This is a genomic window from Bradyrhizobium sp. AZCC 2289 (assembly GCF_036924615.1).
In the GTDB taxonomy this organism is placed as follows: domain Bacteria; phylum Pseudomonadota; class Alphaproteobacteria; order Rhizobiales; family Xanthobacteraceae; genus Bradyrhizobium.
Window position 1 is genome coordinate 691,735 of the sequence record NZ_JAZHRY010000001.1, and the last position, 12,669, is coordinate 704,403.

The 12,669-nt window shown below is 63.4% G+C and carries 9 protein-coding genes and 1 riboswitch; of the genes, 6 read left to right on the forward strand and 3 right to left on the reverse strand.

Annotated elements, in window-relative coordinates:
- The first annotated feature begins 22 nt into the window (after positions 1-22).
- From V1289_RS03570 to V1289_RS03580, 3 genes are all read left to right on the forward strand, one after another.
- On the forward strand, positions 23-640 hold the full coding sequence (locus tag V1289_RS03570) for a hypothetical protein (RefSeq protein WP_334395656.1): 618 nt from the start codon (positions 23-25) through the stop codon (positions 638-640).
- 116 nt (positions 641-756) lie between these two features.
- Positions 757-1,974, forward strand: a complete 1,218-nt coding sequence (locus tag V1289_RS03575) for an NADP-dependent isocitrate dehydrogenase (RefSeq protein WP_334395657.1) — start codon at positions 757-759, stop codon at positions 1,972-1,974.
- A gap of 139 nt (positions 1,975-2,113) precedes the next feature.
- The gene (locus tag V1289_RS03580) at positions 2,114-2,620 is read left to right on the forward strand and encodes a DUF3455 domain-containing protein (RefSeq protein WP_442895941.1); all 507 of its coding nucleotides are present in this window, start codon (positions 2,114-2,116) and stop codon (positions 2,618-2,620) included.
- A 263-nt stretch (positions 2,621-2,883) separates the two neighbouring features.
- Here the strand turns inward: V1289_RS03580 and V1289_RS03585 are convergent, their stop codons facing one another.
- From V1289_RS03585 to alaS, 3 genes are all read right to left on the reverse strand, one after another.
- The gene (locus V1289_RS03585) at positions 2,884-3,345 is read right to left on the reverse strand and encodes a hypothetical protein (protein WP_334395658.1); all 462 of its coding nucleotides are present in this window, start codon (positions 3,343-3,345) and stop codon (positions 2,884-2,886) included.
- 473 nt (positions 3,346-3,818) lie between these two features.
- Positions 3,819-5,066 (reverse strand): cyclic nucleotide-gated ion channel, encoded by a 1,248-nt coding sequence (locus V1289_RS03590; RefSeq protein WP_334395659.1) that lies wholly within the window; start codon positions 5,064-5,066, stop codon positions 3,819-3,821.
- Between the two features lie 5 nt (positions 5,067-5,071).
- Complete coding sequence (gene alaS / locus V1289_RS03595) at positions 5,072-7,762, reverse strand: alanine--tRNA ligase (RefSeq protein ID WP_334395660.1); 2,691 nt, start codon at positions 7,760-7,762, stop codon at positions 5,072-5,074.
- A 213-nt stretch (positions 7,763-7,975) separates the two neighbouring features.
- Positions 7,976-8,066, forward strand: a riboswitch (glycine riboswitch).
- A gap of 148 nt (positions 8,067-8,214) precedes the next feature.
- Between alaS and gcvT the strand changes: the two genes are divergently transcribed.
- From gcvT to gcvP, 3 genes are read left to right on the forward strand one after another with little or no spacing between them, the layout of a single operon-like run.
- Positions 8,215-9,360 carry a glycine cleavage system aminomethyltransferase GcvT gene (gcvT, locus tag V1289_RS03600; RefSeq protein WP_334395661.1) on the forward strand — a complete coding sequence of 382 codons (1,146 nt, stop codon included), beginning with the start codon at positions 8,215-8,217 and terminating at the stop codon, positions 9,358-9,360.
- A 10-nt stretch (positions 9,361-9,370) separates the two neighbouring features.
- Positions 9,371-9,736 carry a glycine cleavage system protein GcvH gene (gene gcvH / locus V1289_RS03605; RefSeq protein WP_074274967.1) on the forward strand — a complete coding sequence of 122 codons (366 nt, stop codon included), beginning with the start codon at positions 9,371-9,373 and terminating at the stop codon, positions 9,734-9,736.
- Positions 9,737-9,746: 10 nt separating this feature from the next.
- On the forward strand, positions 9,747-12,620 hold the full coding sequence (gcvP, locus tag V1289_RS03610; RefSeq protein ID WP_334395662.1) for an aminomethyl-transferring glycine dehydrogenase: 2,874 nt from the start codon (positions 9,747-9,749) through the stop codon (positions 12,618-12,620).
- Positions 12,621-12,669 lie beyond the last annotated feature (49 nt).

Consider the following 12,669-nt stretch of genomic DNA (forward strand, 5'->3'; position numbering starts at 1 on the left):
GTCAGCTTGCGACCAAGTCGGCATGACCGCCTATTTGCGCAGCAAGCTGGTGCCCGACCGCCCCACCATGGTCTCCGTCCATGGACGCGCCGAGGTCGGCCGGATTGCGCCAACCGATCCAGCCAGGGCGCTCGCGCTGGCCCATACCATTCCCGACGCCTGGTATCGCGCCCAGGCGTTGTCCTGTGTCGCCGAGCACGCGCGCGAATCGAGTATCGGCAGCATCGCGGGTCAGGCCATCGCCGCCGCCTATGACTGCTCCGACGCCTATAACACCGTGGCGGTGATGTCCTGGCCGCTGCGGGCCGCCTGGAGCCGTGGCCGGCAAGCCTATGCGCGCGCCGAACTCGACCGGGTGTTGCGGCTTGCTCCCGAAGTCGAGCCGCTCGCCTCGCGCATATTCGCCCTGAACTGTCTGTGGAGCGGCCGCAATGCCGCCGACGACGCCTTCGCCGAACCGATCTGGCAGGCGATTCTCAGGCTGTGCAACCCGGATCATCACTGGCGCGCGGCAAGGCTTTATCGGCACATCGCCGAAGTCAGGGAGCAGCGGCAGGCGGGATCGGCGGCGTCCGTGATAGCTGCCATGCCGGAGGGCAAGGCGAAAGCGGCGCTGGCGCGCCGGTTCAAGCTCGCCTGAGATCGGGCCGCAGCTACCCGCCCAATCGCCTTCCAGCCCGCGTTTTCGGGTGCTATAGCGTCGGCATTACCCACCCCCCTTCCGAAACGCCCTGTTCCAAAAAGGCCCCCTCCGTCATGGCAAAAATCAAGGTGACCAACCCCGTCGTCGAACTCGATGGCGACGAGATGACCCGGATCATCTGGCAATACATCAAGGACAAGCTGATCAACCCGTTCCTCGATATCAACCTGATGTATTTCGACCTTGGGATGGAATACCGCGACAAGACCAATGACCAGGTCACGGTCGACGCCGCCAACGCCATCAAGAAGGTCGGCGTCGGCGTCAAATGCGCCACCATCACCCCGGACGAGGCCCGGGTGAAGGAATTCGGCCTCAAGGAAATGTGGAAATCGCCGAACGGCACCATCCGCAACATCCTCGGCGGCGTCGTGTTCCGCGAACCCATCATCTGCAAGAACGTGCCGCGGCTGGTCCCCGGCTGGACCAAGCCGATTATCATCGGCCGTCACGCCTTCGGCGACCAGTATCGCGCCACCGATTTCAAATTCCCCGGCAAGGGCACACTGACGATGAAATTCGTCGGCGAGGACGGCAAAGTGATCGAACGGGAAGTCTATAAGTCGCCCGGCGCCGGCATCGCGCTTGCGATGTACAATCTCGACGACTCGATCGCCGATTTCGCCCGTGCTTCCTTCAATCAGGGCCTCTCCAAGGGCTATTCGGTCTATCTCTCGACCAAGAACACCATCCTGAAAACCTATGACGGGCGGTTCAAGGACATCTTCCAGGACATCTTCGACAAGGAATTCAAGGCCAAGTTCGACGCCAAGAAGATCACCTACGAGCACCGCCTGATCGACGACATGGTGGCGGCCGCGATGAAGTGGTCGGGCGGCTATGTCTGGGCCTGCAAGAACTACGACGGCGACGTGCAGTCCGACACCGTGGCGCAAGGCTACGGCTCGCTCGGCCTGATGACCTCGGTCTTGATGACGCCGGACGGCGACACCGTGGAAGCCGAGGCCGCGCATGGCACGGTGACCCGGCATTACCGCGAGCACCAGAAGGGCAAGGAGACCTCGACCAACTCGATCGCCTCGATCTTCGCCTGGACCCGCGGCCTGTCGCATCGCGCAAAGCTCGACAATAACGAGGCGCTGGCGAAGTTTGCCGCCACGCTGGAGCGGGTTTGCGTCGACACCGTCGAGGCCGGCTACATGACCAAGGACCTTGCGCTCCTGGTCGGCGCCGACCAGCGCTGGCTCTCCACCACCGGCTTCCTCGACAAGGTCGCGGAAAACCTGACCAAGGCGATGGTGCCGGCATAAACCGCCGGCCACTTTCCGCTGGCCTATCAACGTCATTGCGAGCGAAGCGAAGCAATCCATCTCTCTACCGAAAGAAAGAATGGATTGCTTCGTCGCTACGCTCCTCGCAATGACGAAACCCTACATCCGGAAGCGCACAATGCCGAATTTCAAGACTGCCACGCTGGCACTACTGCTGTTGTTGGGAATGCCTCCCACCGCGCACGCCGAGACACCGCTTCCCGACGCCATCGCGGCGCCGGGAGAGGCGGTCGTCCTCGCCGTTCACGCCGAGGGCGCCCAGGTCTACGAATGCAAGACAGGCGCCGAAGGCAAACTGGCCTGGGCGTTTCGCGAGCCGGTTGCGACCCTGATGGCCGACGGCAAGACCGTCGGCCGCCACTATGCCGGACCGAGCTGGGAACATGTCGACGGCAGCGCCGCAGTCGGCAAAGCTATCGGCAACGCGCCCGGCGCAACGCCAAACGACATTCCCTGGCTGAAGCTCGAGGTGACTTCCAAGCGCGGCAGCGGCATCCTCTCAGGCGCAACGACGGTGCAGCGGATCAACACGCAGGGCGGAAAGCTCGACGGCGCGTGTGACAAGACCGGCGCCACCCGCAGCGCGCCCTACTCGGCGGATTACGTGTTCCTGCGCAAGGGGTAAGCGCGGAAAGCTCACCCGATCCGTCATTCTGAGAAGCTGTGAAGCTATCTCGGACCTCATCCTGAGGAGCGGCGTCTTCGCCGCGTCTCGAAGGATGGCCGCGAGTCCGTGTGTTGTATCCATCCTTCGAGACGCTTGCTTCGCAAGCTCCTCAGGATGAGGTTCGTACTCTCCGTCATCCTCGAGCCAACGAGTCGCACGAATGCGCGCCCGATGACAGGCTCCGCGAGCCTCGGGATATGCACAGGACCGGATTTTGACGCTTAAGCCGATTGACGTCGATTATGTTCGGCTTCGCTCAGCACATAATGGCCATGGGTTCTCGAGGTCAGCTTTCCCGCCTGCAGCATGCGGTGAAGACGAACCACCAGCGTCGCCCGCTTGATCTCGATCTCGGCCTCCTGAAGGCCGTCGACGATTTCCTGCACCGACAACCCGCGCGGGCTGTGGGCGAGGATTTCAAGGATGAAATCCTCGATTTCATCGCCGCCGGATTTGGCGAGACGAACATTCGGCCGCCGATCCAGCGATAGCAGCTCGGATTTCGGCGCCAGATCGGCCCCCGGCGAAACCGCGTCCCGCAAGCGCGCGACGATTTCCTCGTAGACGGCCTTGGCACGCTCGGCGTCCGTCACTACCAAATTACCTAAATGGTAGGCCAGCACATCCGCCTTCACGAGCAAATCCTGCTCGACCTGCCGCACAACGTCCGAGGAAAGCGCCATTTGTCGGTTCCAGGGTCCCTTTTTACTCTTTATTAAGGTAACAGAACATTACCGGTCCGCCAGAGCCTTACTGATCGAATCGGTGGTTACCCCCAAAAATGGTTAATGGCCGACTAATGTTTGACTCCTTAAACCGTTTGTGTAATTTTTAATTACAATTCTAATGAAGGGGGTTTCGATGTTCCCGTATCTTTCGACGCGGCTCAGCACGCTGCTGGGCGGAGGTGTTTCTACTCGTCGAGCCCGCACGCCTCGGGCTAAAGCGCGATGGCCCCGCATGTATTGGCCAAGGATCCGGATGCAGACGGTGCATCAGACCTGCCATGGCATTCGGGTCACCGATGTCGCATTGAGCTTTTCGGGCGGGGAACCGCCGCAAGCCGGCGCAGGGACCCCCCAGCCGAAATTCGAAGGCACACTGTACTTCGTCTGGAAACGTAAGAATTAATTGCGGCGCTGCCGTTCGCGCCCGGCTATTTGTCCACGGGCTGGTCGTCGTGCTCGGCCTGCGCGATTTCGGCCACGGCGAGATCGCCCTTCATCGCCTCATTGCTATCCGCAAGCCTCGCCTTCGCGGTCTTGTGGACATGGGCAGCGAGCGTGGGCATGCGTTCGATCAGCGCGTGGAAATCCTGCGCATCGAGCGCCAAAAGCCTGGTCTTGCGTGTCGCCGTCACCGTGCCGCTGCGATTGGTACGGTGCAGCAGCGCGATTTCGCCGAAGAAGGTCCCGTCTGAAAGCCGCACGCGCTGGCTCGGCAACTCGATTTCGACCTCGCCCGCGGTGATGAAGTACATCGAGGAGGCGGTATCGCCGCGCCGCACCAGGACTTCGCCGGACTCAATGGTCCTGGCCCGCAGCAGGCGCATGATGTCGGCAATTTCAGCGGCGCTGAGATGCGAGAACAGCGGCACCCGCGCCAGCATGCCCCAGGTGACGACGAAGTCGCGCCGCCGGACCTCGTCGGCAAAGGCGGTGGAAATGATCGCGACCGGCAGCGCGATCATAGTCAAGCCGCCAATGATGGCGAACACCGATACCAGTTTGCCAAGCGGCGTGATCGGCACCACGTCGCCATAGCCGACGGTGCCCAGCGTCACGATCGCCCACCACATCGCCTGCGGAATGGTACCGAATTTGTCGGGCTGCACGTCGTGCTCGATGGCGTAGAGCAGCGAGGCGAACAGCAGGACCGCTCCCATCAGGATCACAAGGCAGCCGACCAGCGTCCGCCGCTCGGCGTGAAGCGCTGATAGCAGCGAGCGCATCGCCGGCGAATAACGCACCAGTTTGAAAAACGGCAACACACCAAGTAGCACCAGCGTTGAGCGGCTGCCGGCGATCAGCGCGATCGACGCCGGCAGGAACGCCAGCAGATCGATGATGCCGAGGCTCGAGAGCGCGTATTCGAGCCGGTCCTGCGTCGGCGACAAATTTCGCGGCGAGTGGCCGACCACGCTCCAGAGCCGGGCGGCGTATTCCAGCGCAAACACCGCGACCGCACCGATCTTGACGACGGTGAACAGGGTGCCGAAACGCGCATCGAATTCCGGCACCGACGCCAGGATCATCGCCAGCACGTCGATGATGATGATGGCGACGATCAGCCGGACGAAGCGCGAGCCGACCGAGTACGGCAGATGATCGTGTTCGAGCAGCTCGTAGAGCCGGTCCCGCAGATTGGGATCGTTCAACCGCTTTCTGCGCGGGACGATCGCCACCGGACTTAAGCGCCAGCCATGGCTTGTTCGATCGCCGCCAGCGCCGCATTGGCCTTGGCGCCGTCGGGGCCGCCGGCCTGCGCCATGTCGGGCCGTCCGCCGCCGCCCTTGCCGCCGAGCGCCTCGGAGCCCTTGCGCACCAGTTCGACCGCGTTGAAACGCGCGGTCAAATCGGAGGTGACGCCGACCACGATGCCGGCCTTGCCGTCCTCGGTGACGCCGACGATCGCGACCACGCCGGAGCCGATCTGCTTCTTGCCGTCATCGACGAGACTCTTGAGGTCCTTGGTCTCGACGCCTTCGACCGCGCGCGCCAAAAGCTTGACGTTGCCGACTGCGCGCACGCCGGAGGCCGCGGCGGATCCATTGGCGGACGAAGCGCCGCCGCCCATTGCCAGCTTCCTGCGCGCATCCGACAGATCGCGCTCGAGCTTCTTGCGCTCTTCCATCAGGGAAGCGATCCGCGCCGGCACGTCGTCGATCGTGGTGCGCAGCTCCAGTGCTGCGGTTTTCGCCAGCGCCATGGTGTCGTTGGCGTGCTTGCGCGCATGGCGTCCGGTCAGCGCCTCGATGCGGCGGACGCCTGAAGCCACCGCACTTTCGCCGGTGACCGAAATCAGGCCGATATCGCCGGTACGGCGCACATGGGTGCCGCCGCACAATTCGACCGACCAGCCGAGCGCGTTCTGGCCGTGCTCGCGGCTGTGCTTGCCCATCGAGACGACGCGGACCTCATCGCCGTACTTCTCGCCGAACAGCGCGCGCGCCCCCGCCTCACGGGCGTCGTCGACCGCCATCAGGCGCGTCATGACCTCGTCGTTTTCCAGCACCACATCGTTGGCGATATCCTCGACGCGGGCGAGTTCTTCCGGCGTGATCGGCTTCGGGTGCACGAAGTCGAAGCGCAGACGATCCGGCGCCACCAGCGAGCCGCGCTGCGCGATGTGATCGCCGAGCACCTGCCGCAGCGCTTCATGCAAGAGGTGCGTCGCGGAGTGATTGGCGCGAATCGACGAGCGGCGAGCATGATCGACTTCAAGCCGAACCGAATCGCCGACCTTGAGCACACCAGATTTCACTCTGACATTGTGTATAAAAAGATCGCCTGCCTGCTTATGCGTCATGAGAACATCAGCGACAATTTCGCCGTCAGAGGTACGCTTCAGCCAACCCGTGTCACCAACTTGACCACCCGACTCTGCATAAAATGGAGTTTGATTAAGGACCACTTCACCGCTTTCGCCGGCCTTTAATTCGCTAACTTCCGGCCCACCACGTATAATCGTTTGAACAACGCCTTCGCTGATCTCCGTGTCATAGCCAAGGAATTCGGTAGCGCCGTACTTCTCGCGCAACGGGAACCAGTAGTTCTCCGTCTTCGTGTCGCCCGAACCAGACCAAGACGCGCGCGCCTTAGCTTTCTGCCTTTCCATTGCATCCGTGAACGAGGCGATATCGACGCCGATGCCGCGCGATTTCAGCGCGTCCTGGGTCAGATCGAGCGGGAACCCATAGGTGTCGTACAGCGTGAACGCGGTGTCGCCGTCGAACATGTCGCCCTGCTTGAGCGAACTGCTCTTCTCGTCGAGGATCGAAAGCCCCCGCTCCAGCGTCTTGCGAAAACGCGTCTCTTCCAGCCGCAGCGTCTCCTCGATCAGCTTTTCGGCGCGCACCAGTTCCGGATAGGCCTGGCCCATCTCGCGCACCAGCGCCCACACCAGCCGATGCATCAGCGGCTCGCGCGCGCCGAGCAACTGTGCGTGGCGCATCGCGCGGCGCATGATCCGACGCAGCACATAGCCGCGGCCTTCGTTCGACGGCAGCACGCCATCGGAGATCAAAAACGACGACGCACGCAGATGGTCGGCGATCACGCGCAACGACGCCTTTTGCGGCCCCTGCGGATCGGCGCCGGTCAGTTCCGAGATGGCGCGGATCAGGGCGACGAACAGGTCAATATCGTAATTGTCGTGCTTGCCCTGCAGCACGGCCGCAACACGCTCAAGGCCCGCACCCGTATCGATTGACGGCTTCGGCAGCGCGTTACGCACGCCGCCTTCGAGCTGTTCGAACTGCATGAACACGAGATTCCAGATCTCGATGAAGCGGTCGCCGTCCTGCTCGGGCGAGCCCGGAGGGCCGCCCCAGATCTTGTCGCCATGGTCGTAGAAGATTTCCGAACAGGGCCCGCAGGGGCCGGTGTCGCCCATCTGCCAGAAATTGTCGGAACCTGCGATGCGGATGATGCGCGATTCAGGAAGCCCCGCGATCTTCTTCCAGAGATCGAACGCCTCGTCGTCGTCGATATAGACGGTCGCAGTGAGCTTGTCCTTCGCCAGGCCGAACTCTTTCGTCACCAGGTTCCAGGCGAGCTCGATTGCGTGGTCCTTGAAGTAATCGCCGAACGAGAAATTGCCGAGCATCTCGAAAAAGGTGTGATGCCGGGCGGTGTAGCCGACATTGTCGAGGTCGTTGTGCTTGCCGCCGGCGCGCACGCATTTCTGCGAGGTGGTGGCGCGCTGATAGCCGCGCTTTTCGACGCCGGTGAAGACGTTCTTGAACTGCACCATGCCGGCATTGGTGAACATCAGGGTCGGGTCGTTGCGCGGAACGAGCGGCGACGACGGCACGATCTCGTGGCCGTTCTTGGCGAAGAAGTTGAGGAATGTCGACCTGATCTCGTTGACGCCGCTCATGTTCATCCAATCGGAAATCTGTCCGGGTTTGGCCGCAAATAGCCTGATCCTCCGGCGCAACGCTTTTAGACAAGGGCTGTCGCGCTGTCCAGAAACTGTGCAGGCGGATCATAGGCTTGCCGCACCACACAAGAGCCGTTGCAAGAATCGTTGATATTGCTGCGGCTGCGTTGACAGGCTTGGCGGAGCCGTGTTTTGCTCTTATCTGTTCAAGACAGTCGCGTCGGGAGAGATCGGCTTAAGTGCTGGCGCCGAAGGAGCAACCGCCCCGGAAACTCTCAGGCAAACGGACCGCGTGACTTGATAGCATCTGGAAAGAGACACATAGGCTTGGGCCCTCGGGCTTCGGCCTGATGCGTCCGCCGACGGGATAATACTCTCAGGCACAGCGACAGATGGGGCTTTCTGTAGGTTTTCGGGGGCTGGTCCTCGGGAACCGCGAGGGCTCCTTGATGCTGGCGCGCGACGAATCTCCCTTAAAACAGACCCCTTTGCACACCCTCCATGTGGCGCGCGGCGCCAGGATGGTGCCTTTCGCCGGCTATGACATGCCGGTGCAGTACCCGGCCGGCGTGCTCCGGGAACACCTGCATACCCGCGAGAAGGCCGGCCTGTTCGACGTCTCTCATATGGGCCAGGTCGCGCTGCGGCCCAAATCCGGCAGGGTTTTGGACGCCGCGCTCGCGCTGGAGCGGCTGGTGCCGCAGGATATCGTTGCGGTTGCGCCGGGACGGCAACGCTACGCTCAGTTTACCGAAGCGAATGGCGGCATTCTCGACGATTTGATGGTGGCGAATTTCGGCGACCATCTGGTTCTGGTCGTCAACGCCGCCTGCAAGGCTGAAGACGAGGCGCATCTGCGCGCGCACCTCTCGGATGTCTGCGTCATCGATTCGCTCGGCGACCGCGCGCTGATCGCGCTGCAGGGACCGAAGGCCGAAGCAGCGCTGACGAAATTTTGTGCAGACACAGCCGCGATGAAGTTCATGGATGCGGGACCGCGTCGCGTGGCCGGTTACGACTGCTTCGTCTCGCGCTCCGGCTATACCGGCGAAGATGGTTTTGAGATTTCGGTTCCAGCCGTTCACGCCGAAGCGCTGGCCACCGCGCTGCTGGAGAACAGCGACGTGCTGCCGGTCGGGCTCGGCGCGCGCGACAGCCTTAGGCTCGAGGCCGGGCTCTGTCTTTATGGCCACGACATCGACACCATGACGACGCCGGTCGACGGCGCGCTGGAATGGTCGATCCAGAAAAGCCGCCGCCTTGGCGGCGCGCGCGCGGGCGGCTTCCCCGGCGCGGACACGATTCTCGCGCAGTTCGAAAAAGGCGCGCCGCGCCGCCGCGTCGGCTTGCAGCCGGAAGGCCGCGCGCCGGTGCGCGAAGGCGCAGCGCTGTTTGCGGATGCGGCCTCGACCGAACAAATCGGCAAGGTCACCTCCGGCGGCTTTGGCCCGAGTCTCAATGCACCGGTAGCGATGGGCTATCTGCCGTCGTCGCTCGCTTCCATCGGCACAACACTATTCGCCGAAGTGCGCGGACAGCGTCTGCCGCTCAAGGTCGCAGCCATGCCCTTCGTTCCCAATACCTATAAACGCTAGAGGAAGTTCCATGACGACGCTGTTCACCTCCGACCACGAATGGCTCCGCATCGATGGCGATGTCGCCACCATCGGGGTCACCGACTACGCGCAATCGCAGCTCGGCGACGTCGTGTTCGTCGAACTGCCCAAGGTCGGGCGATCCCTGAAGAAGGCGGAAGCCGCCGCCGTCGTCGAATCCGTCAAGGCAGCCTCCGACGTTTACGCGCCGATCTCCGGCGAAGTGCTCGAGGTCAACGATGCGCTGGCCGCCGAGCCCGCTTTGGTCAATTCCGACGCCGCCGGCAAGGCGTGGTTCTTCAAACTGAAGATCGCGGACAAAAAAGAACTCGACGGCCTGATGGACGAGGCCGCCTACGCCAAGCACACGGCCTGAGGATCAGCCCATGAACGCGCCGCTCAAGCATTTAAACGAAGCCGCCACCGATTTCGTGCGCCGGCACATCGGCCCCTCGCCTCGCGACATCACGGCCATGCTGGAGACGGTGGGCGTCAAGAGCCTCAGCGCGCTGATGGGCCAAACGCTGCCGTCCTCGATCCGGCAGCAGGCGCCGCTCGATCTCGGCCGTGCTTTGAGCGAAACCGAGGCGCTGGCGCATATGGGCGAACTCGCCGCGCAAAACCAGGTGTTCACCTCGCTGATCGGCCAAGGCTATTCCGGCACCATCCTGCCCGCAGTGATCCAGCGCAACATTCTGGAAAACCCGGCCTGGTACACGGCCTACACGCCGTATCAGCCGGAAATCAGCCAGGGCCGGCTGGAAGCGCTGTTCAATTTCCAGACCATGATCTGCGATCTCAGCGGGCTCGACGTCGCCAACGCTTCATTGCTCGATGAGGCCACCGCGGCGGCGGAGGCGATGGCGCTGGCGGAACGCGCCTCGCAGGTGAAGACAAAATCGTTCTTCGTGGACGCGGAAGTGCATCCGCAGACGCTGGCCGTGCTGCGCACCCGCGCCGAGCCGCTGGGATGGACATTAATCGTCGGCGATCCCCTCACCGATCTCGACAGCGCGGACGTGTTCGGCGCCGTGCTGCAATATCCGGGGACGTCCGGCGCGGTGCGCGATTTGCGGCCGGCGATCGCAACGCTGCGCGCCAAGGGCGCGCTTGCGGTGGTTGCCGCCGACCTGCTGGCGCTGACGCTGCTCGCTTCCCCCGGCGAACTCGGCGCCGATATCGCGGTTGGTTCGGCGCAGCGCTTTGGCGTGCCGATGGGGTATGGCGGCCCGCACGCGGCCTATATGGCGGTGCGCGATGCGCTGAAGCGTTCGCTGCCCGGCCGCATCGTCGGTTTGTCGGTGGACTCGCGCGGGGCACCCGCCTACCGCCTGGCACTGCAGACCCGCGAACAGCACATCCGCCGCGAAAAGGCGACCTCCAACATCTGCACCGCGCAGGTGCTGCTGGCGGTGATCGCCTCGATGTATGCGGTCTATCACGGCCCGGAGGGACTGACGCATATCGCACGCGCCGTGCATCGCCGCGCTGCCGTGCTGGCGGCGGGGCTGCGCAAGCTCGGCTTTGCCCCCAGGAGCGAGGCGTACTTCGACACCGTGACGGTGGAAGCCGGCGGCAAACAAAGTGAGATCGTCGCCCGCGCTTTGGCCGAGAAAATCAACTTTCGGATCGGTGAAGGAACGCTCGGAATTGCCGTGGACGAGACCACCACGCCGGCGATCATCGAGGCGGTGTGGCGCGCGTTCGGCGGCAAGCTGTCCTATGCGGACATCGAGGCCCGCACGCGCGAGGCGTTGCCTTCGGAACTGAAACGCACCAGCGCCTTCCTGACCCATCCGGTGTTCCACGCGCATCGTTCCGAAACCGAGCTGCTGCGCTACATGCGAAAACTCAGCGATCGAGATCTCGCGCTCGACCGCGCGATGATCCCGCTGGGCTCCTGCACCATGAAGCTCAATGCGACGGCGGAGATGATCCCGCTGACCTGGCCGGAGTTCGGCCATCTGCATCCGTTCGCGCCGCGCGAACAGGCCAAAGGCTATCACGCGCTGTTTGCGCGGCTCGACAAATGGCTGTGCGATATCACCGGCTACGACGCGATCTCGCTGCAGCCGAATTCCGGCGCGCAGGGCGAATATGCCGGATTGCTCGCAATCCGCGCCTATCACGCCGCGCGCGGCGAGCCGCATCGCAAGGTGTGCCTGATCCCCTCCTCCGCGCACGGCACCAATCCGGCGTCCGCCCACATGGCCGGCATGGAAGTGGTGGTGACGGCCTGCGACAGCAGGGGCGACGTCGACGTCGACGATTTGCGGGCGAAGGCGGAAAAGCATTCGAAAAATCTCGCCGCCGTGATGATCACCTATCCCTCGACGCATGGCGTGTTCGAGGAGCACATCAGCGAGATCTGCGATATCGTGCATGGCCATGGCGGCCAGGTCTATCTCGACGGCGCCAATATGAACGCGCAGGTTGGCCTCGCGCGGCCCGGCGATTACGGCGCCGATGTCAGCCATCTCAATCTGCACAAGACCTTCTGCATCCCGCATGGCGGCGGCGGCCCCGGCATGGGCCCGATCGGCGTAAAGGCGCATCTCGCTCCCTATCTGCCCGGACATCCCGCCGCCAACGGCGCCGGGCCGCATGTGATCGGGCCGGTGTCGGCGGCGCCGTTCGGCTCGGCGTCGATCCTGACCATCTCCTACATCTACATCCTGATGATGGGCGGCGAAGGCCTGACGCGGGCGACCGAGATCGCGATCCTCAATGCGAACTATATCGCCGCACGGCTGCAGCCGCATTTCCCGGTGCTGTACCGAAATGCAAAAGGCCGGGTCGCGCATGAATGCATCGTCGATCCGCGCCCGCTCAAGGTGACGAGCGGCGTCACCGTCGACGACATCGCAAAGCGCCTGATCGATTACGGCTTTCATGCCCCGACCATGAGCTTTCCGGTGCCGGGCACGCTGATGATCGAGCCGACCGAATCGGAATCCAGGGCCGAACTCGATCGGTTCTGCGATGCCATGATCGCGATCCGCAACGAGATTGCCGAGATCGAGGCCGGCCGCTGGAAGATCGAGGCCTCGCCGCTGCGCCACGCCCCGCACACCGTGCACGACATCGCCGACGATGCGTGGGCCCGCGCCTATAGCCGCGCCGAGGGCTGTTTTCCTGCGGGCGTGTCGCGCACGGATAAGTATTGGAGCCCGGTCGGGCGGGTCGACAATGTCTATGGCGACCGCAATCTGGTGTGCTCGTGCCCGCCGATCGACGATTACGCGCAGGCGGCGGAATGAGGCGATCGCGTTAGGGCGCGACCAGCGTACGGCGCTCAGGATCCCAGCG